Here is a 19,217-nt window from a genome sequence, read left to right as displayed (position 1 = left end):
AGGCAGTATGTTCGGTTGTAACGTTTTCGCGAAAACGTTACAACCGAATGAAATCATACTGTTATAAGCGCTGTAGGGCTCCTGTAACCGGAAATAGCTCAACCTTGACTTTGGGTCTGGGGGTGGACCGAAGTGCCGCGCAAAAGCCACTCAGACACCATGCGAACGATTTTGAGCGCGCGATCATCAAAGCGTCACCGCCACATGGGATCGGGCAACCCGTAGGTCGTTAGAGGTTTCGCTGCCGCAGATTAGTCAAATCCGACCTCCAAACCCGCATCCGCAGCTCCCTCAATCTTCGTAGAGCTAAGGCCTAAGCCAAGATATTAACTTCAACGGCAGCGTCCTGGAAGGCTTGACGCGCCTCCGCAAGTGAACCGTAATGCTCGACTGCCAGCCTGCAGGACACTTTGGCGATCTCGAATTTTGGGCCGCGCTCAGCCGGCCATCGATTCCAAAGATAGTCCAGGGCCTCCTTAGGACCATCGATCGGCTCGGTCATACCTCGCCCGATCCGTACGAACACGGGCGTCTCCCACAGTATGACTTCCGAAAAATGATCTTCACGCTCGCTCATTTTCTCCTCCGATCTTCAGTTTTCGGAGCGTAATTTTAGGGCAGCGCGATCGCTCAGCAATAAAAAATGACAAGCGAACCGCTACCTTTTTTTGGGGGTTCATCGACGTCGGGTGACGCCCCTTGTCAGCCGCTCGGTCCTAGACGTCTACGACGCGTTTCCCGATGCTCATTGTCGTCATGATAGGATGGCCGGGGGCCGAACATGCGCTTCATCATCCAACGAGACATGATGGGAACCGCCTTTATTGGGCGGTCGTCGAGCACAGAATAGACATGGTCGCGCAACAATTCGGCGTTCGCCTCGAGGTCAATTGCCACCACGAATTCGACCAGGATATCCGCCCTTTCGAAATACCTCATAAGCCGGGCTCGCAAGCCGGTCGTCAAAGCCGCAGCACAGATAATAAGGCGGTGAATTTGCACTTCCATCTGTAAGCGCGAGATAATAGTCTGCACTTCGAATTCATCCGCTATTACTGATTGGCAGAACGCAATGGTCGGCCTGAGCGGAAGGGGCTCAATCACCTCTTGCGTTACGCAAAAGTTTCGGAACTCATTCGCAACACGATGAGGGAAGATGTGCGTCCATATACCTGCGGCGCCGATCAGTTGGGCTCCAAGTTTATCGGCCACCTTTGCACCGAACTGATCCAGGTCGGGGCCGGAACCAACCACGTATGCTGGCTGCCCGTCCAGCCTTGCGATGAGTTCGTTCGCCGCGAGTTCCGCATGCATCTTTAGCTCAAGCGCAGCGCTTTTTCGATCGGTCAAGGCAAACAAACGATCAATCGACTCCGTCATAGTATTCATCTTCGAGTTCCGTCTCACTTCCGAAGCCACTGATCTTGTTCCAAAATTCATATGGATCACGTGGAAAGTCGTCCCAAAAATCGTCTTCAACCGACGATAGGAGTATGGCAAGCGGGAGGTAAGTCCTTCCTCTTCTCCCGGTAATGACCAGGGTCTGACCGTCGGCGGCAAAATACAAACTCGCACCTAGCGCCTCGTTAAGGGACCATACGAGCTCATTGGTCTCCTGTGTGGACGGCGTGAGCGAACTTATAATATGGCCAGATGAACGACTGAGGTCCTCGAACAGCTCATGTAGTGTGCCCGTCCGCTCCCAATCATGAATCCAGACCGAGTATATGTGATGCCAGATTGCGGCGAAGAACGTTGCGTAGGGTGGCACCAAGCTCAACGCGTCGATATGCCGACATATTTCACGGTCGTGATGAGGCCGCCGGCGAAGCGACATGTCAACGTGCTCAACGGTTACGAAAGAGAGCTCGTAATTGTGTCGCTCAATCTCGAGTTTTTCTGCGAGGTTCGACCGGTGAACTGTTAATCGCAAGTCAGCACGTGGATTCTTTCTGTGCTCGACGATGAACTGCAGTTGCAAATCGGTGTCCCAACCAAGATTCTCTACTGCTTTGATTTGGTGCCGGCGTGAATGGGAGTTCTCCGGCCAATCCATGTGTAAATCATCTGTTTTTGATCCACGTTTCTCTTGAGTGATAAATGGATCATCGGATGGGCCAAGGCAGGTCGAAGCGCTCTCGAGTATCCTAATTACGGCAACCATATCTTGGAAGTGGTAGCCTTTTCCGCCTGCAACGCCACCAATATGCTGTCTCTCTGAGGCAGAGACGATCTCAGCCAGTATTTCATCTTCTGTCGGTCTGCTGCGCATTGTGCCCCCGATAACAAAAATTCGGGGCCGGGATAATGCTACTAGATTAATGAAATCCACCTACGCCGTTCGGGTTGTAACCATCCTTTTTACTGCGGCGCGAGTGCATGTCGGAATGCTTTTGCTGTAGCAAATAACCAGCACCGGTCACTCACAGCGAGGAAACCTCTCAAACGGGTACAATACTGGAAGGCTAACTTCCGGCAATGAATATAATTAAACACAATCATACACTTAGGGCGCAGGTGATATTTTTCCTTCGATTCCGGGCCATCGTTTCAGGTGCAATAGAACCCTTTCGGAGGTTCGTACGGCCATTGTGGGCGACCCGGATCAGCGGCAGCCGCCAGCCTAAGCCCGGCCTTGGCGGAGGACAAGCCGGCCCTTCCGGAGCGTATTGCCGCAACGGGTACGGTGCGCATTGCCGTCAATGCCGCCTATCCCCCTATGGAATCGCGCGATCCGACGACCAATGAATTCATCGGTTTCGATATCGACCTCGGCAATGCACTTGCCGCCGAGCTCGGCCTGAAGGCCGAATGGATCGACGGTCAGTTCTCGCAAACGCTCCCGTCGCTGGTTTCGAAGCGTGTCGACCTCATTCATAGTGCGATGATCGACACCAAGGAGCGCCAGGAGACGGTCGATTTCATCGACTATCTGGTATCCGGCCAGCAGGTCTATGCAATGATCGATGGCCCGATCAAGGCGGTCGAGGACATGTGCGGTCAGAAGGTCGCCGTGAGCAAGGGCACGACGGCGCTCAAGGCGCTTACCAAATGGAACGAGGAGAACTGCGTCGGCAAGGGCAAGCCTGCCGTCGACATGGTTATCGACAGCAGCTTCGGCCAGCAGATCGCCAACATGAAACAGAAACGCACGGTCGCCGGCGTCCAGGGATTGGAAGGCATCGGCCTCATCATCGAAGACTCCAAGGGTACGATGGCGCTGGTTGGCAAGCCGATTACCGCCAGCAATGCGGGACTCGCCTTCCTCAAGGAAGACACGCAGCTGCGTGACGCCTACATGTGGGCTATGAAGCGCAAATTTGCCGACGGCACCTATCACAAGCTCCTCGAAAAATGGAACCTCAAGGCTTCCGCCTATCCGGAGCCCACATTCAACAACAACGCGGAGTGATGTGCATGAGCGCCGAAACGCTTTCCGGGTCGCGGCTCGGCGTATCCGAGGTGACGCTGCCGGGTATCGATGTTGCCACGGCGACCCGGATCCGCAGGTTCAAGCCGTGGCGGCTACTCCAGCTCGCCCTGGCCGTCGGGTTCCTTGTCTTCATCGTCAACGCCTTCGCGAAGGCGCAGATCGAATGGCCTGTCGTGGGGCAATATCTGTTTGCGCCCTCGGTTTTCATAGGGCTCGGCTTCACCGTCTTGATGACGGTGGTGTCCATGGTGATCGGGCTTATCGTCGCCGTCATGGTGGCAGTGGGTTTCGGCTCGCACAATTTCGTCGTCCGGTGGATAGCCAAGTCCTACGTCTGGCTCTTCCGGGGAACGCCGCTGCTCCTGCAGCTGCTTCTGTGGTTCAATATGGCGCTGGTTTTTCCGGCGATCGGGCTGCCGGGCATCGGCTACAAACCCACGGTCGAACTGATGACGCCCTTCATCGGTGCGGCGATCGGGCTCGGGCTCAATGCTGGCGCCTATATGTCGGAGATCATCCGTGCAGGGCTTCTGTCGGTCGACACCGGCCAGTACGAGGCCGCCAAGGCGATCGGAATGACCCGTGGCAAGGCCTTGCGCAAGGTGATCTTCCCGCAGGCGATGCGCGTCATCATCCCGCCGATCGGCAATGAATTCATCGGCATGACCAAAAGCACCTCGCTTGCCAGTGTCATCGGCTTCAGTGAAATGCTCTTTGTCGTGCAGTCTATCTATTTCAACAATTTCCGGGTGATCGAGCTCCTGATCGTCGCGGCCGTCTGGTATCTGGTGGTCACGACGCTGCTGTCGATCGGACAACATTACCTGGAGCAACGGTTCGGGCGCGGTTTCGGGACCGGGAGGCATTGATGGCAGTGATCACGGCAATGAATGTCTGCAAAAGCTACGGCCATTTGCAGGTGCTGAAGGACATCAATCTGGAAATCCAGAAAGGCGAGGTGGTCTGTATCATCGGCCCGTCCGGCTCCGGAAAGACGACGTTCCTGCGCTGCATCAACCAGCTGGAGAAGATCAACGGCGGCTCGCTCTGGGTCAACGGCAACCTCACCGGTTACCGTATCGTCGGCGAGCGGCTGCTCGAACTCGACGAGCATGAGATCGCGCGCCAACGACGCGCAACCGGCATGGTCTTCCAGCGCTTCAACCTCTTCAGCCACCTCACGGCTCAGCAAAACGTTTCGCTCGGTCCGGTCGAGGTGCTTGGCCAGTCGCCAAAGCTTGCGGCGTCCCAGGCGTTGGAGCTTCTCGACAGGGTGGGGCTTGCGCATAAGGCCGGCGCCTATCCTGCCGAACTCTCCGGCGGCCAGCAGCAACGGGTGGCGATCGCCCGTGCCCTCGCCATGAAGCCGGACGTCCTCCTCTTCGACGAACCGACCTCGGCGCTCGATCCGGAACTCGTTGGCGAGGTGCTGAAGGTGATGAAAGAGGTCGCCGAAAGCGGCATCACAATGGTCGTCGCCACCCACGAGCTCAACTTCGCCCGTGACGTGTCGCATCGCGTCGTTTTCATGGCCGATGGCCGCATTGTCGAAGTCGGCAAGCCTGACGACATCCTGCGCAATCCGCAGGAGCCGCGCCTTCAGAAATTCCTGAGCGCGATCGCCAAGGCCCCCCGATCCGAGCCCGCAGATGTGGCAGTGACCGCCCTTGGGCAGGCACTGTGACCGAAATCCTGCCGAAGGCCAAAAGGCTTCCGGTTTCTCCCATGGCTGCGGCGTGCTTGACAGACGTGTCGATCCTTCTCTTCATGCCAATGCGGAAATCTCGCGCAGCAGAAGTAGATGTTGTTCAAGTGCAGCGGTGCGCGGAGCGATGATTGAGCGTAATAGCACGGTGCATGGGAGAGTATAAATGCAAGATAACAAGAAGTTTAACTTATGAATACAGATCGTAGCCAGATGGGGCTTAGAGCCCGCAAGAAACTCGCGCGTCACGAGTCCATACTTGAAGCCGCCAGGCAGGTGATCGGGGACATCGGATATGAAAATGCGAAGCTGGAACAAATAGCAGAGGTGGCTGATGTCGGTGTAGCCACCGTCTACAATTATTTCGGCAAGAAGCACATTCTTCTGTTCAATCTGGCGCTGTACTCGATCGACCGGATGGAGCCGCAGCTCGATGCATGGTCCCCTAAACCGGAATCCACGCTCGAGGAGGCTTTGGTCGAGTGGATTGTTGAAATGGGGACGCACACATTCAACGCCCTCGATCATTCCATCTGGGGTGTGGTGATATCCGAAGAGTATAAAGCCGGCGTCGACAAGAAAGACTATATAGAAATAAAGCAGAGATTTATCGAATTAAATCTCAAGTTTTGGCACCGGCTGATTGCGAGCGGCTACGCTACGAACGAGGTAGAGGGCAGGGATGTGGCGGAGTTGCTGGATTCCATTGCCTCGGAAGTGTTTCGTCAGGCTCATCAGAAGAAAACCGTAAACCGCAATACATACAGGCGCATCGCACGGCGCCTGGTCACGCTCATTGTTCGTGGACTTGCTGCAAACCAGAAACAGTAACGCGCAAGATCCGGTACGGCGCAATCGCTCCTGCACTCCGCCCACAGAAAGAAAGCAATCATGACAGTTTCAACAGGCCAGTATCTGACGACACTTCTGCAGGCGTATGGGGTCGATCATGTCTTCGGTATTCCCGGCATTCACACGGTCGAGCTTTATCGCGGGCTTGAGAACAGCCAAATCCGTCATATCACGCCGCGACATGAACAAGGCGCCGGCTTCATGGCCGACGGTTACGCCCGTGTTACCGGCAAGCCGGGCGTTTGCTTCATCATCTCCGGTCCTGGCATGATGAACATTCTGACGGCGATGGGCCAGGCCTATGCCGACAGCGTCCCGATGCTGGTGATTTCGACGGTGAACGCCCATGGACGCATGGATTCCGGCGACGGCTGGCTGCATGAGATGCCGGACCAACGTGGCGTGGTGGAAAACCTGACCGCCTTCAGCCGTACTGTTCACCGCCCCGAGGATCTGCCCGCGGCAATGGCGCAGGCCTTTGCCGTCTTTGAGGGCGCCCGTCCGCGCCCCGTGCACATCGAGCTGCCCATCAACGTGTTGCGCGCCTCTGCGGACCATCTGCCGCCTCCGGTACGCGCGCCGGTTCTGGCGCCCCCCGCTCCGGCGCATTCCGCTATTCAGGCGGCAAAGGATCTGCTGTCTGGAGCCGCGCGTCCCGTCATCCTCGTGGGTGGCGGAGCCGTGAAGGCGGCGGCAGAGGTGAGGCAACTCGCCGAGAGGCTCGATGCACCCGTGGTCATGACGGTCAATGCCAGGGGCATGCTGGACCACGCACACCCTTTGAGTGTCAGCCTCTCGGCTTCGATGCCGAAAACACGGGCGCTGATCGCCGACGCTGACGTGGTCCTTGCCTTGGGCACCGAGTTCGGCATAACGGACTACGACAATTGGGAGACCGGCCAGTTAGCCATTCCCGGCCAGCTGATCCGGGCCGACCTGGACCCGCAGCAGATCAGGCGTGGCGCGGTGGCCGAAATCGGTCTGGTCGCCGACGCCCTTGAAACGGCGCAGGCGCTTCTTGCCGTACTGCCCGCAAAAGCCGCCCGCGACGGCGCAGCAAGGGCCGGCAAAGCCATGGAGGGGCGCGACGATCTGTCTGCCACCATGCGCGGCGATCTGGCAATGCTGGATGCGATGCGTGATGCGCTGCCGTCGGCGATTTTCGTCGGCGATTCCACCCAGTTGGTCTACGCCGGAAACACAGCTTTTGCCGCCGCCACCCCGTCAAGCTACTTCAATTCGGCTACAGGTTTCGGCACTTTGGGCTATGGTTTGCCCGCGGCCACGGGAGCGGCGCTCGGTTCCACCGGGCGTCCCGTGATTGCGCTGGTTGGCGACGGCGGTCTGCAGTTTTCGCTGGCCGAATTGGCAAGCGCCGTTGAGGCCGAAGTGCCGGTCATCCTGATGCTGCACGACAACAGTGGATACGGCGAGATCAAGTCCTACATGCAATCCAAGGGGATCACGCCTCTGGGTGTCGACATTCTAACGCCGGATCTGGCGGTAATGGCGAAAGCGTCGGGATGGACGGTAAAGCGTCTTGAGAACGGGGACGATCTTACGAAAACATTGCGCGAACTCGCCCAGGCCGCGCGACCTGCAATGCTGATATTTGGAGATGATGTGCGGCAGGCATTCCAGCGAGCGGCCTAAGCAAAGCAGAGTAGGAGCACTCCAGCCAAAGCGGCATCTCTTCTTCGTTGCATTAACGTAGAGCAGCTCCGGCCTCCTGACAACGGCCTTTCCATCCCAAGCCTCAGAGGCAATAGCAATCCTCGTCAAGGGCATGGTGAGAATGCGGATGATGTGCGTAGTTGTTAAGGCAGTAGAAACTGCTTCTACTTGATGGTCGATAGTAAATGAATTGGTCCCTCCCACGAATTGCCGATTTTTAGGCGATGAGTGGAAGGCACCACGAGCGCGCGGCTAGTCTCGTGATAAGTCTGTACTAATGGTACGATTGTGTGCAAAATTCTGGCAATGAGGTCGAAAGTATCGGCGGAAGAGCGAATGCTCCTGTCCCATCTTCGTGATCTGATCATTTCCGCCTAGCACCGTCTGTTGGCACCAGCCGATGGCGGTGACGAAAGCAAATTGAAGAAAATCGTCAGAGGTTTAGACAGGCTATTTCGCCAGTTCATCTATCTGTGAGCTTGGTGACGGTACGGGAAATCAATATGAAAGAACGAAATCGACTTCTTGGGTCAACTCCTCTTGGTGGCGGGCACGCAGAGCGCCCCTCGTCCGTGCAGGTGCGTGGAGCGCGCCAAAACAACCTCAAGAATGTCAATGTCGATATTCCGCGCGATGCCTTCGTGGTTTTTACCGGCATCTCGGGATCGGGTAAGTCGTCGCTGGCCTTCGGCACCCTTTATGCCGAGGCGCAGCGCCGCTACCTTGAGTCAGTCGCCCCCTATGCGCGCCGCCTGATCGACCAGGCCGGCGTGCCGGAGGTCGATGCGATCGACGGGTTGCCGCCCGCGGTCGCCTTGCAGCAGCAGCGCGGCTCGACCAACGCCCGATCCTCCGTCGGCAGCGTAACGACGCTCTCCAGCCTGGTGCGGATGCTCTATTCGCGCGTCGGCGCGTATCCGCGCAATCAGCCCATGCTCTATGCGGAGGACTTCTCACCCAACACCGTGGCGGGAGCCTGCCCGGCCTGCCACGGGATCGGGCGCGTCTATGATGCGACGGAACAGACGATGGTCCCGGACGATACGATTACCATTCGCGAGCGGGCGATCGCCGCCTGGCCGCCGGCATGGCACGGTCAGAACCTGCGCGATATCCTTGTGTCGCTTGGCTTCGACGTAGACACGCCATGGCGCGACCTGCCGAAGAAGGACCGCGACTGGATCCTCTTCACCGACGAAACGCCGACGGTGCCGGTCTATGCGGGCCTCAATCCCGAGCAGACCAGTGTCGCGCTCAAGCGGCGCATGGAGCCGAGCTATCAAGGCACTTTCACCGGCGCACGTCGCTATGTGCTGGAGACCTTTGCCAATACGAAAAGCGCCCTGATGAAAAAGCGCGTCTCGCAATACATCATCGGCCGCGATTGCCCGACCTGCCATGGCAAGCGCTTGAAGAGCGAAGCCCTGTCAGTGACGTTCGCCGGGCTCGATATCGCCGCGTTTGGCGACCTGACGCTGCTCAAGCTCAGGGACTTGCTCACGCCCATTGCGCAAGGTGAGTTCGGAACGGCCGACGCGACCGTGAAGAGCCATATTCTGGGCAAGGCTGCTCGCGATGCGGCGGTTGAGCGAAGGGTTGCCGCCGGTGGTTCTGCCCACAAGAGCGCGCCCGATGTGCGCCGCACACCCAATCTTTCCGATGAAAAGCGGGCCGCTGCGCAACGCCTGGCGTCCGAACTGCTCGAACGACTCGCACCGCTGATCGATCTCGGCCTCGGTTATATCTCGCTCGACCGCAGCACGCCGACGCTCTCCTCCGGGGAGCTGCAAAGGCTGCGTCTCGCCACTCAATTGTCGTCGCAGCTTTTCGGCGTGGTCTATGTGCTGGATGAGCCATCGGCGGGATTGCACCCGGCGGATGGCGAAGCCTTGCTCTCAATCCTCGAGCGGCTCAAGTCGGCGGGGAACTCGCTGTTCGTTGTCGAGCACGATCTCGACGTGATCCGCCATGCCGAATGGCTGGTAGATGTGGGACCGGGTGCCGGTGAGAGAGGCGGCGAGGTCATCTACAACGGGCCGCCTGAGGGGCTGGCCGACGTGGAAAAATCCGTCACACGCCGCTACCTGTTCGCTGAGCCCGTCGCCAACGACAGGACGCCGCGCAAAGCCAAAGCGTGGCTTCGTCTGGAAGGCGTGACCCGCAACAATCTGCACTGCCTCGATGTCGCGCTTCCGATCGGCTGTTTCACCGCGGTCACTGGTATATCGGGATCGGGCAAGTCCAGCCTTGTAAGTCAGGCGCTGCCGGAACTCGTTGCCGAACATCTTGGCGGCACCTCGCCGGCGACCGAAGACGAAGATATCGATCCGCTGCTCGATGTCGTGCAGGGGACAGCCGAGGGGCGCATCGTCGCAGGAATGGAACATATCCGCCGGCTGATCCGGGTCGATCAGAAGCCGATTGGCCGCACCCCGCGCTCGAACCTCGCCACCTACAGCGGCTTGTTCGACCATGTGCGCAAGATCTTTGCCGATACACCCCTCGCCCGTCGGCGTCGATACAGCCCCGGCAGGTTCTCGTTCAATGTGGCACAAGGCCGATGCCCGGTTTGCGAGGGCGAGGGTTTTGTGATGGTGGAGCTGCTGTTCCTGCCGAGCGTTTATGCACCTTGCTCGACCTGCCATGGCAGCCGCTACAACCCGCAAACGCTCGAGATCGAATGGAATGGCCGCACCATCGCCCAGATATTGGACATGACGGTGGACGAGGCTTGCGGCTTCTTCGCCGGCGAGCCACCCGTCATGCGCTCCCTTGATGTGCTGCGTGACATTGGACTGGGATATCTGCGGCTCGGACAGCCGGCGACCGAACTCTCGGGTGGGGAGGCCCAGCGCATCAAGCTGGCAAGCGAGTTGCAGCGCGCACAACGCGGCAACACGATCTACATTCTCGACGAACCGACGTCAGGACTGCATCCGTCCGACGCAGATCGCCTGATGCGGCATCTGCAAGACCTGGTCGATGCCGGCAACACGGTCGTGGTTGTCGAACACGACATGCGAGCGGTCGCCCAGGTGGACTGGGTCATCGATCTCGGCCCGGGAGCCGGTGAAGACGGCGGTCGCATCATTGCGAGCGGTGTTCCCCGCGATATCGCCGAAGCAGAAGTCGGTCTGACCGCCCCCTATCTCAAGGCGGCGCTGTAACTCTCAAGTCGCTCGCCGTCACTAGGTCGAGCATTATCACGGCCTGTGATCGGACCGCGTTGAACCCGGCTACACTGGATGTTTGATACTGAATCCTTCGGGCGAAAACAAAGGCGGCACCCTTTCGAGCACCGCCTTCCAGATTTTGCTTTGGCGGTTACGCTGTGCTGGGGCGATGAACCGTCTTCACTTCGAGGAAGTCCTCCAGGCCGAAGAGACCGCCCTCGCGGCCGTTGCCGGATTGCTTGAAGCCGCCGAAGGGGCTACCGTAGCGATGCGGGCCACCATTGATATGCACCATGCCGGCGCGAATGCGGGCGGCAACGCGCTCGGCCCGTTCCGGATCGCCCGTCTGCACATAGGCGGCAAGGCCATAGGCGGTGTCGTTGGCGATGGCGATGGCTTCTTCTTCCGTATCGAAGGGGATGATCGAGAGCACCGGGCCGAACACCTCTTCCCGCGCGATGCGCATCTCGTTGTTGACGTCGGCGAAGATCGTCGGCTTGACGAAGTAGCCGGTTTCAAAACCGTCCGGCTTGCCGGGGCCGCCGACCAGGACGCGGGCGCCTTCGGCGACACCCGCCTCGATCAGCGCCTGCACGCGGCCGAACTGGACGTGCGAGACGAGCGGGCCGATATGTTCGCCGGCCTCTTCCGGATTGCCAACCCTGGCTTCCTTGCCGGTGCGCTCTGCAATTTCGACGACCTTGTCATAGACCGAGCGTTCGACGAGCATGCGGGTCGGTGCATCGCAGGACTGACCGGAATTGTTGAAGCATTCGCGCACGCTGCCAGCGACGCGGTCTTCGAGGTCGGCATCGGCGAAGACGAGGTTCGGCGACTTGCCGCCGAGTTCCAGCGTCACGCGCTTGACCGTCTCGGCCGCGTCCTTGCTGACGGCGATACCGGCGCGGGTGGAGCCGGTAAAGGACATCATGTCGACGTCCTTGTGCTTGGAAAGGGCTGCACCGCATTCCAGGCCATCGCCGTTGACGAGGTTGAACGTGCCTGCCGGGAAACCGGCCTCGTGGACCATTTCCGCATAGAGCAGCGCATTGAGCGGCGTGAACTCCGAGGGCTTGAGCACGCAGGTGCTGCCCGTCGCCAGCGCCGGCACGACCTTCAGCGCGATCTGGTTGATCGGCCAGTTCCACGGCGTGATAAGACCGCACACGCCGATCGGCTCGCGGCGCACGACGTCGCCGTTCGGCAGCACTTCGCGGGCCTTCAGCCGCTTCAGGCCGTTGATGAAGCCCTGAAGGTGGCCGACGCCGACATCCGCCTGCTGCTCAGTGCTCATCGAGATTGGCGCGCCGAGTTCCAGCGTGATGGTGCGCGCCATTTCTTCATAGCGCCGCTTGTAGATCGCGAGCAGCTTTTCGAGCAGCGCAAGGCGTTCTTCGACGCTGGTCTGGCCATAGGTCGCAAACGCCTTCTTGGCAGCGGCGACGGCGCGGTCGATATCGGCGGCGGTGCCCATGGAGATAACCGCGATCGGCTTTTCCGTCGCCGGATTGATCACCGGAAGGTCATTGGGCTTCAGCGGATCGACCCACTGGCCGTCGATGTAGAATTTGCGCTTGTCGAGCATGTTCGTCTCCCGTCACTTCAGTTTTTCATCGAGCCAGCCGCCGATGAGCTGGCGGTAGCGTTCCCAAGCACCAGGGGGCGGGGCGGCAGCGCGTCGAATTCTCGCAAGTGACGTGGGACCGGCATCGTGTGCCAGTCCACCTCGATCGCGTCGGCGCGACTTATCCTTGAAATCGGAGAACCCGGAACGGGCTGTTCCAGGTTCTCACCAGCGTATTCGAGGCATTGCCGCAGCGCGGAGGTTACTGGTTTCGCCGGATGACGAAATGCTTGCGCACCTTCTCCACGATTTTCCAGGTGCCCTTGAAGCCCTTTTCTACAACAAACGCGTCACCGGGACCGACCTCGACAGAATCCTCACCGTCGGGTGTCAGAACAATCCTGCCCTCCATCAGGTGGACGAACTCCCAGGCCTCGGAGCTTTGCAGATAGGTCCCGGGCGTGGCCTCCCACCAGCCGACGACGGTCGAACCACCATCTGTCGCATATTCGACCCAGGTTTTCATCGTCGGGTTACCTTCGACCTTCGTCCAGCCGGCGGAATCCGTCTCCTTCGGCTGCGCGTTCAACCCGATTTTCGTTACAGGATTGCGTGTCATGTCTTCTCCAATCTGGCGGGACCATCCTCTGACCGACGATGCCCCGCGGGTCAGTTTCTAGAAATTGTCGATGACGATAAGATCCCGCGGGATGCGGGTAAGGCTCATGGCGCCGTCCTCGGTGCACATCACCGTGTCGCCGAGCTTGAGACCGAAGCCTTCATCCTGAAGGCTAATGTTCGGCTCGAGACTGAAGACCATGCCAGGCGCGAACGTGTGACTGTCCCCCTTGATGAGCATGGGCGGCTCCATCCAGCCGGACGGGTAGGCCAGACCCAGACTGTAGCCCATCCGATGGTCACGGCGTCTCCTGAGATCCAGCCGGTCCAGGCGCGCATTGCAGACCTCGTCCGGCACGCCGACGGGGACCCCCGGCTTCACCGAGGCGATCGCGGCCTCAAGCCCCTCCTTGAGGCATGCGGCCACCTCCACCATCCGCGGAGACGGGCGCCCCAGCACGATCGTTCGCATCACGATGGCATGATAGCGGTTCACGCACGCGCCGAGTTCGATACAGATCGTATCCCCGAGCCCGATCGTCTGCCGCGTCGCCATTCCATGAACGAGCGCGCTGCGCGAACCGGAAACGACCATCGGGGGGACGGCGACATACTCGCTTCCGACATCGGCCAGCGCCTTCGCTGCGATACCGGCCAGCTCGATCTCGGACATGCCGGGCCGGATCGCGGCTATTGCCGTGTTGAGGGCGAAATCGGCCATCTGCGCCGCCTGCCACTGGAAGCCGAGTTCCGCCGGGGACTTGATTAGCCGCTCTTCCAGGACCAGATCGGTCGCATCGATCCAGGCAACTTCCGGAAGGTCGCCCCGCAGCATGTCCCACTGTCCGGGAAGCATGGAGACCGACTTAGAAGTAGCCTGAAGGTTGACGCCGATCCTGCCGGCGTTCAATCCGAGATCGGACAGCAGGCGGGACAGCACCTTGACGGGGTTTTCGAGCTCAATGTCGTAGAAGCGGGCGGACCTCAGCCAGGAAGTGTCCCAGAAAATGGACGCTTCCGTCGTTCTCGTGAAAAAGTGGGGTTCGCTATCATTCGCCAGCACGATCAGCCCCTGAAGGTGGGAATAGCTCGTGCAGTCATACCCCGCGAGCCAGCAGATCGACTCGGGCGACGTGACCACGATCGCATCAAGCTCCCTCGACCTCATGCGGGCGCGAACACGCTCCAGACGCTCCAGATACGTCGGCACACTGAACGCTAGTCTCATATCCTTACCTTTCCCAATTCTCTTCAGTTTCCAAAAGCAAGCAACGCTGACGAAGGCCCCGATCCGGCGCGAATACCGGTTTGCCTACGGGTGGGGTTGATCACAGGTAGTCGATGTCGCATGCATCATCCTCCTATGCCGCTGCCCATGCTTGGAGCCTTCGGACACTACAGCTTGTCCGATTTCCTCGACGATCTCTGGCCGTTGATTTTTTGATAGGTCGTAATAATTTTGTAGTCAACTATCAATTTATAGAAGACATTGATTATATCGGCGTCAAGGCAGAATCTCGCGCTTGACCCCGGAGGCGTCTCACCGCCGCAACAGGAGCAGAACCCAGATGGACGAAAACAGAATCTTGCGCGTGGCGCTCGATTGGGAAGTCGCGGGCATCGATCCGCCACGCGCCGGCGGCGGATGGAATACGGGGCGGGTCGTGCAGCATACGCATGAAAGCCTCGTCGAAGACGATTTCGGCGCACCACCCGAAACGCCGGATGCGCCGCCCATGGTCATACCGTGGCTGGCGGAAACGATAGAGATTTCTGCGGACATGAAACACTTCGTGTTCAAGCTCCGCCCCGGTGTGCGCTTCCATGATGGCGCAGTGCTTGATGCCGAGGCGGTGGTGGCAAATTACGCACGGTTCTGGGATGCTCGATCTCCGCTCTATTCGCCGGTGGCGGCCGACTTCAATCGCGCCGGCGTCGAGACCATCAAGCGGATCGAGGCGCTTGACCGGATGACGGTCCAGTTTGTTCACGATACGCCGGCCCCGGATTTCCTGCGGTACATGACGGAGCAGGACGCGCCGGGCGCCCAGGCCCTCGTCAGCCCTAACGCGCTGCGCACCCAGGGTCCGGACGGCTGCATCGATCGCGCGCCCGGGACCGGGCCATTCTGTTTTCACCGCCGGTTCGACACCCAAGGCGGTTCGGCGGTCGAGCTTCGTGCAAATGAGGACTATTGGCAGGGACGGCCATGGCTCAGCGGCATCCGGTTCCTGCCATTTCCCAACCTCGCCGATCGAGTTCGCGCGCTGACCAAAGGCGTCGTTGACATCGCCTACAGCCTCGAGGGCGCCGACCTCGAAGACCTCACCGCACGCGGATTTCAGGTGCCGGCGTTCTCACCCCCTTATCTCTGGTATCTGGTTTTCAATCTTCGCGACCCGGTCATGGCAGACGTCCGGGTACGCCGCGCGATAGCCCATGCGATCGACCGCGATGCGCTCAGTGACGTTCTCTTCCCAGGCGCAACGCTCCCCGCGCGAAGTGCCCTGCCGCCTAGCTCTCCTGCCCATGACACCGACGCCGTCGAGCATTATCCCTACGATCCGGCACGTGCCCGGTCCCTGTTGAACGAGGCGGGTATCAGCGGGGACATCGCGCTCAAGGCGATTGCCGCGCGGGCAGGATCGGCGCAGTTGAACCCGGTGGCGATCCAGGAGCGGATCGCCGAGGATCTCGCCCGGATCGGCATTCGGCTGGAAACCGACATCTACGACGATTGGATCGGCTATTTCAGAAGCTGGCGTCACGGGACAAACCCCGGCGTTTCAATCAGCGAGATGAGCTGGGGCATGTCATCGGATCTCTGGCTCCATCAGGTCCTGCATAGTAGGAACCGCCCGCCGACCGGCTACAATGCAGGCCACGTTGCAGACAAGGCGCTGGATGACCTCCTGGATGCCGCATCCCGCGAGGTGAATGCGACGAAACGGATCAGCCACTATCGGGCGGCCGATGCACGGGTCATGGAGACCCTGCCGATCCTTCCCCTGCTCACGTCACGCCGCGGTATGCTGGCCTTCTCGCGCCACGTCCAAGGGCTGAACGTCGTGAACCAGTGCTGGCAGGATTTTAGCAATGTGCGATTGTCGCGATAAACATGCCGCACGGCCGACCCAGTTGGGTCGGCCCCAATACCTGCCCTCCCCGTTTGAGGTGCGGAACCAGAGCAGCGCCAAACAACCAGCCATGTCAAAGGCTCGACCACAAAATCCGTTGCTTATTCCGCGTAGATCATTTTCTTAGTCATGCCACCATCGACAATCAGCGTTTGCCCGGTAACAAAACCGGCGGAAACCAAGTAGAGCACGGCTTCGGCAATGTCCTGCGGCCGGCCGACGCGTCCGACCGGATGCTGCGCCTCGTCCTTTTCGCTCAGGTTTGTCGCATCCGTAATCCAGCCTGGCGCAATCGTGTTGACGCGGATTTTCGGACCGAGCTGAATAGCAAGCGCCTGTGCAAGGGCCACCATGCCGCCCTTTGCCGCGGCATAGGCAAAATCAACACCTTCCGACATCAAGGCGCGCGTGGAAGCCATCATGATGATGGAGCCGCCATTCCCGAGCAAGGGCTGTGCAGCGCGCGACATCAGGAAGGCGCCGGTCAAATGGCTTCCGATCGTGCTGTTCCACTGTTCCAGCGAGGCTTCATCAAGTCGCATGAACGTGTCAAAGACAAGCCCGCCATTGTTGACGAGAAGATCAAGCCGATCCCAGCCGAGTTTACGAAAAGCTTCATTGACCGAGGCTTCGCTGGAAAGGTCGCAATGGATCTGCAGGCCGAGTGCCCCTTCCTTCAGATCAAAGGATGCAACCTCCCACCCGTCGCGCAGTAAATGTGCGCAAATCGCCTGGCCGATCAGGCCGGAGCCACCTGTAACAATCGCACGTTTCATGAACAATACCTTTCCTACGACAATGTTAAAAAATGGATAGAGCGTTGTTTTACACTGCATCCTAACGAGATTTACAGCGTCATTTTGAGATAGGGCGCGGTCAGACTGCCTTTTGCTTCGGCGAAATCGCGGTGGTCCAGCAGCGCTGACGCGGCCGCCGTCTTCTCCCGCCCCCGAGCCTTGATCGACGACACCTTAGCTAATGCAGGATTGATTTCTCGGGCTTCATTGGCGGCGGCAAATCGCGTTCTCCCAACAGCGACAACATTTCCCGCTCAATCGTACGCTTCAGCGCATAAACCGGAAGACAGTTCGGCTCGAAGCCGAATGGATCTTCCAGCTCGTGGCCAAGAGCATCAAGGCCAAAAAAGGTGTAGGCGATGAGTAACGCTGGCAAGAGCGTCCACCAACCGACCGATCCTGCGAGGGAAAAGGGCAGCATCACACAAAAAATAAGTGCGGTGCGGTGAAGAAGCAGGGAATAAGCGAAGGGCACTGGCGTCATGGATATTCTCTCGCATGCGGCCTGAACTTTGGACAATGAGCGAATTCCGTCTTCGAGGACGGAATAATGGATCGGAGTGATGGAGCCATCCTGCATTAGTGTCAGCAATCGGCGGCCCATCCGGTCGAGCACAGCGTTGGTGACGTTAGGACCTCCCGCTTCACTGCCAATGTCTATCCACGGTTCGATGGCGGTGATTTCCGACTGGCCACGAAGGCGAGCGGCGAGTCCACAGGCAAAGCCACACACGCCACGCAACAGTTCGCGTCGATCGTCTTCCGGCAAGAGCAATGTCTCGCGCCCAAGTGAACGTGCGGAGATGATCAGTTCACCCCATAACTGCCGCCCCTCCCACCAGCGTGCGTAACACGTATTGTTTCGGAAGCTCATGAAAACGGAAAGCGCTATGCCTATCAAAGTGAAAGGGATGGCCGAGATGCGAGCGAAGATGCCGGGATGCTCCTGAGCGGCCAGGACGGCGATAGCACTGACGACGGCAATCAGGCCTAGCTTACCGACGATGCGCGGCAGAATGGAGCCATTCACCGTAAGAAGTATATCCTGAAGTCTGGGTTTCGATCGCACGATCATGGTCGTTAGAATGGCCTTGTAAGTGGTTGGGACGCTATCATCGACTCCGGGTTTCGCCTGTAACGCTTATGGCGCAAGCACCATGCGAATGAGTTGCGCGACCAGTCCAAGCGTGCCGACGCTAGTGACCCAGATGATGACCATCCATGCGAGCCGGCGGGTGAAAGATCGGGGTTCGTCCATCAGTGATAACCGTGAGTGCCTACCTTGCCGCGGAACACCCAATAGGCCCAACCGGTATAGGCAAGAATGATCGGAATGATGACGGCCGCGCCTATCAGCATGAAGAGCTGACTTTGCGGCGGAGCGGCGGCATCCCAAATGGTCACTGCGCGCGGGACGACGTAGGGGTATATGCTGATCCCAAGACCGACGAATCCGAGAAAGAACAGGCCAAGCGCCGTCATGAAGGGAAGCCGCTCAGCCCCGCGCTTCAGGCTCCAGAAAAACGTCACCGCACAAATTGCCACCAGCAACGGAACCTGGGCCGTAAGAAGGACACCAGGCATCGCGAACCAACGTCGCCAGTAATCATAGGTGAGGAACGGCGTGGCCGCGCTCACAGCGCCAAGGGCGAGAAGCGTCGCCACGCCGAGGGACAGTGCAAGACGGCGAGCGCGCTGTTGAGTGCTTCCCTCGGTTTTCCATATCAGCCAGGTGGCTCCGAGAAGCGCGTACCCGACGACGACTGCAGCACCGGTCAGCAGGCTGAACGGGCTCAACCAGTCCAGCCAACCGCCGGCATAGGCATCATTCTCGACGTGCACGCCTTGCAAGATGGCGCCCAGCGTCATTCCTTGTGTGAATGCGGCCAGGACCGAACCAAGGCTGAAGGCGACATCCCAGAATGCCCGATGACGCGCGTCCCTCCAGCGGAACTCGAACGCCACTCCACGAAACACGAGCCCGAGTAACATGGCGATGATCAGCGGGTACGTGGCAGGCAGAATGATGGCGTAGGCGAGCGGGAAGGCGGCGAACAGCCCGCCTCCGCCCAACACGAGCCATGTTTCATTGCCATCCCAGACGGGAGCAATCGAATTCATCGACTGGTCGCGTTCCTCGCCGACCGAAAAGGTCGGAAAGAGGATGCCGATGCCCAGATCGAAGCCGTCCATGACGACATAAGCGAAGACGGCAAAGCCGATGATCCCGGCCCAGATCGTGGTGAGGTCTATGTCTGCCATAC

The 19,217-nt window shown here is 59.3% G+C and carries 18 protein-coding genes; 7 read left to right on the top strand and 11 right to left on the bottom strand.

Annotated features, from left to right (window positions below):
- Positions 1–313: 313 nt before the first annotated feature.
- From ACIQJ2_RS30480 to ACIQJ2_RS30470, 3 genes are all read right to left on the bottom strand, one after another.
- Positions 314–577, bottom strand: coding sequence for a DUF982 domain-containing protein (locus ACIQJ2_RS30480; protein ID WP_047627383.1), 264 nt, complete (start codon positions 575–577; stop codon positions 314–316).
- Positions 578–702: 125 nt separating this feature from the next.
- The gene (locus ACIQJ2_RS30475) at positions 703–1,389 is read right to left on the bottom strand and encodes a hypothetical protein (protein WP_147413882.1); all 687 of its coding nucleotides are present in this window, start codon (positions 1,387–1,389) and stop codon (positions 703–705) included.
- On the bottom strand, positions 1,364–2,272 hold the full coding sequence (locus ACIQJ2_RS30470) for a hypothetical protein (protein WP_147413881.1): 909 nt from the start codon (positions 2,270–2,272) through the stop codon (positions 1,364–1,366). The genes ACIQJ2_RS30475 and ACIQJ2_RS30470 overlap by 26 nt, the downstream gene beginning before the upstream one ends.
- Positions 2,273–2,635: 363 nt before the next feature.
- Here ACIQJ2_RS30470 and ACIQJ2_RS30465 point away from each other — a divergent pair, with 363 nt between their 5' ends.
- The 6 genes from ACIQJ2_RS30465 (at position 2,636) to ACIQJ2_RS30440 (ending at position 10,831) form a co-directional block, all read left to right on the top strand.
- Complete coding sequence (locus tag ACIQJ2_RS30465; protein ID WP_400674188.1) at positions 2,636–3,412, top strand: ABC transporter substrate-binding protein; 777 nt, start codon at positions 2,636–2,638, stop codon at positions 3,410–3,412.
- Positions 3,413–3,417: 5 nt separating this feature from the next.
- A complete protein-coding gene (locus tag ACIQJ2_RS30460; RefSeq protein ID WP_006470606.1) occupies positions 3,418–4,302 on the top strand; it encodes an amino acid ABC transporter permease in 885 nt (294 codons plus the stop codon).
- Positions 4,302–5,117, top strand: coding sequence for an amino acid ABC transporter ATP-binding protein (locus ACIQJ2_RS30455; RefSeq protein WP_006470605.1), 816 nt, complete (start codon positions 4,302–4,304; stop codon positions 5,115–5,117). Before ACIQJ2_RS30460 ends, ACIQJ2_RS30455 begins: the two co-directional genes overlap by 1 nt.
- 213 nt (positions 5,118–5,330) lie before the next feature.
- Entirely contained in the window at positions 5,331–5,969 is a 639-nt protein-coding gene (locus tag ACIQJ2_RS30450) for a TetR/AcrR family transcriptional regulator (RefSeq protein ID WP_006470604.1), read from the top strand.
- Positions 5,970–6,029: 60 nt separating this feature from the next.
- Positions 6,030–7,643, top strand: a complete 1,614-nt coding sequence (locus ACIQJ2_RS30445) for a 5-guanidino-2-oxopentanoate decarboxylase (RefSeq protein WP_006470603.1) — start codon at positions 6,030–6,032, stop codon at positions 7,641–7,643.
- A 524-nt stretch (positions 7,644–8,167) separates the two neighbouring features.
- Positions 8,168–10,831, top strand: coding sequence for an excinuclease ABC subunit A (locus ACIQJ2_RS30440; protein ID WP_369523081.1), 2,664 nt, complete (start codon positions 8,168–8,170; stop codon positions 10,829–10,831).
- A 157-nt stretch (positions 10,832–10,988) separates the two neighbouring features.
- On the opposite strand, the gene ACIQJ2_RS30435 is transcribed toward ACIQJ2_RS30440, so the two are convergent.
- The 3 genes from ACIQJ2_RS30435 to ACIQJ2_RS30425 form a co-directional block, all read right to left on the bottom strand.
- Entirely contained in the window at positions 10,989–12,422 is a 1,434-nt protein-coding gene (locus ACIQJ2_RS30435) for an aldehyde dehydrogenase family protein (protein ID WP_151577112.1), read from the bottom strand.
- 241 nt (positions 12,423–12,663) lie between these two features.
- On the bottom strand, positions 12,664–13,020 hold the full coding sequence (locus ACIQJ2_RS30430) for a cupin domain-containing protein (protein ID WP_151577111.1): 357 nt from the start codon (positions 13,018–13,020) through the stop codon (positions 12,664–12,666).
- Positions 13,021–13,077: 57 nt separating this feature from the next.
- Positions 13,078–14,247, bottom strand: coding sequence for a Xaa-Pro peptidase family protein (locus ACIQJ2_RS30425; RefSeq protein ID WP_006470599.1), 1,170 nt, complete (start codon positions 14,245–14,247; stop codon positions 13,078–13,080).
- Positions 14,248–14,611: 364 nt separating this feature from the next.
- Between ACIQJ2_RS30425 and ACIQJ2_RS30420 the strand changes: the two genes are divergently transcribed.
- Positions 14,612–16,135, top strand: coding sequence for an ABC transporter substrate-binding protein (locus ACIQJ2_RS30420; protein WP_400674215.1), 1,524 nt, complete (start codon positions 14,612–14,614; stop codon positions 16,133–16,135).
- A 122-nt stretch (positions 16,136–16,257) separates the two neighbouring features.
- Here ACIQJ2_RS30420 and ACIQJ2_RS30415 read toward each other — a convergent pair whose 3' ends face one another.
- The 5 genes from ACIQJ2_RS30415 to cydB all read right to left on the bottom strand — a co-directional run bounded on the left by ACIQJ2_RS30415 (position 16,258) and on the right by cydB (position 19,215).
- Positions 16,258–16,932, bottom strand: a complete 675-nt coding sequence (locus ACIQJ2_RS30415) for an SDR family NAD(P)-dependent oxidoreductase (protein ID WP_151577109.1) — start codon at positions 16,930–16,932, stop codon at positions 16,258–16,260.
- 71 nt (positions 16,933–17,003) lie between these two features.
- Complete coding sequence (locus ACIQJ2_RS30410) at positions 17,004–17,126, bottom strand: hypothetical protein (protein WP_400674196.1); 123 nt, start codon at positions 17,124–17,126, stop codon at positions 17,004–17,006.
- A gap of 5 nt (positions 17,127–17,131) precedes the next feature.
- Positions 17,132–18,028 (bottom strand): bestrophin family protein, encoded by an 897-nt coding sequence (locus ACIQJ2_RS30405; RefSeq protein WP_151577108.1) that lies wholly within the window; start codon positions 18,026–18,028, stop codon positions 17,132–17,134.
- 66 nt (positions 18,029–18,094) lie between these two features.
- Positions 18,095–18,211: a DUF2474 domain-containing protein gene (locus tag ACIQJ2_RS30400; RefSeq protein WP_082572716.1), complete on the bottom strand. Its 117-nt coding sequence runs from the start codon at positions 18,209–18,211 to the stop codon at positions 18,095–18,097.
- Positions 18,211–19,215: a cytochrome d ubiquinol oxidase subunit II gene (gene cydB, locus ACIQJ2_RS30395; protein WP_151577107.1), complete on the bottom strand. Its 1,005-nt coding sequence runs from the start codon at positions 19,213–19,215 to the stop codon at positions 18,211–18,213. The genes ACIQJ2_RS30400 and cydB overlap by 1 nt, the downstream gene beginning before the upstream one ends.
- Positions 19,216–19,217 lie beyond the last annotated feature (2 nt).

Source organism: Rhizobium sp. NPDC092011, from assembly GCF_044756305.1.
Classification (GTDB): domain Bacteria; phylum Pseudomonadota; class Alphaproteobacteria; order Rhizobiales; family Rhizobiaceae; genus Rhizobium.
The sequence above is the reverse complement of the archived record's forward strand: the minus strand, read 5'-3'. Positions and strand labels throughout refer to the sequence as shown.

What these genes read in the sequence shown, in the direction of transcription:
- ACIQJ2_RS30400 (WP_082572716.1), bottom strand. Translation starts at nt 18,211, where the DNA reads ATGGACGAACCCCGATCTTTCACCCGCCGGCTCGCATGGATGGTCATC.
- ACIQJ2_RS30470 (WP_147413881.1), bottom strand. Translation starts at nt 2,272, where the DNA reads ATGCGCAGCAGACCGACAGAAGATGAAATACTGGCTGAGATCGTCTCT.
- ACIQJ2_RS30415 (WP_151577109.1), bottom strand. Translation starts at nt 16,932, where the DNA reads ATGAAACGTGCGATTGTTACAGGTGGCTCCGGCCTGATCGGCCAGGCG.
- cydB (WP_151577107.1), bottom strand. Translation starts at nt 19,215, where the DNA reads ATGGCAGACATAGACCTCACCACGATCTGGGCCGGGATCATCGGCTTT.
- ACIQJ2_RS30445 (WP_006470603.1), top strand. Translation starts at nt 6,030, where the DNA reads ATGACAGTTTCAACAGGCCAGTATCTGACGACACTTCTGCAGGCGTAT.
- ACIQJ2_RS30405 (WP_151577108.1), bottom strand. Translation starts at nt 18,028, where the DNA reads ATGATCGTGCGATCGAAACCCAGACTTCAGGATATACTTCTTACGGTG.
- ACIQJ2_RS30440 (WP_369523081.1), top strand. Translation starts at nt 8,168, where the DNA reads ATGAAAGAACGAAATCGACTTCTTGGGTCAACTCCTCTTGGTGGCGGG.
- ACIQJ2_RS30480 (WP_047627383.1), bottom strand. Translation starts at nt 577, where the DNA reads ATGAGCGAGCGTGAAGATCATTTTTCGGAAGTCATACTGTGGGAGACG.
- ACIQJ2_RS30455 (WP_006470605.1), top strand. Translation starts at nt 4,302, where the DNA reads ATGGCAGTGATCACGGCAATGAATGTCTGCAAAAGCTACGGCCATTTG.
- ACIQJ2_RS30475 (WP_147413882.1), bottom strand. Translation starts at nt 1,389, where the DNA reads ATGAATACTATGACGGAGTCGATTGATCGTTTGTTTGCCTTGACCGAT.
- ACIQJ2_RS30430 (WP_151577111.1), bottom strand. Translation starts at nt 13,020, where the DNA reads ATGACACGCAATCCTGTAACGAAAATCGGGTTGAACGCGCAGCCGAAG.
- ACIQJ2_RS30435 (WP_151577112.1), bottom strand. Translation starts at nt 12,422, where the DNA reads ATGCTCGACAAGCGCAAATTCTACATCGACGGCCAGTGGGTCGATCCG.
- ACIQJ2_RS30450 (WP_006470604.1), top strand. Translation starts at nt 5,331, where the DNA reads ATGAATACAGATCGTAGCCAGATGGGGCTTAGAGCCCGCAAGAAACTC.
- ACIQJ2_RS30460 (WP_006470606.1), top strand. Translation starts at nt 3,418, where the DNA reads ATGAGCGCCGAAACGCTTTCCGGGTCGCGGCTCGGCGTATCCGAGGTG.
- ACIQJ2_RS30425 (WP_006470599.1), bottom strand. Translation starts at nt 14,247, where the DNA reads ATGAGACTAGCGTTCAGTGTGCCGACGTATCTGGAGCGTCTGGAGCGT.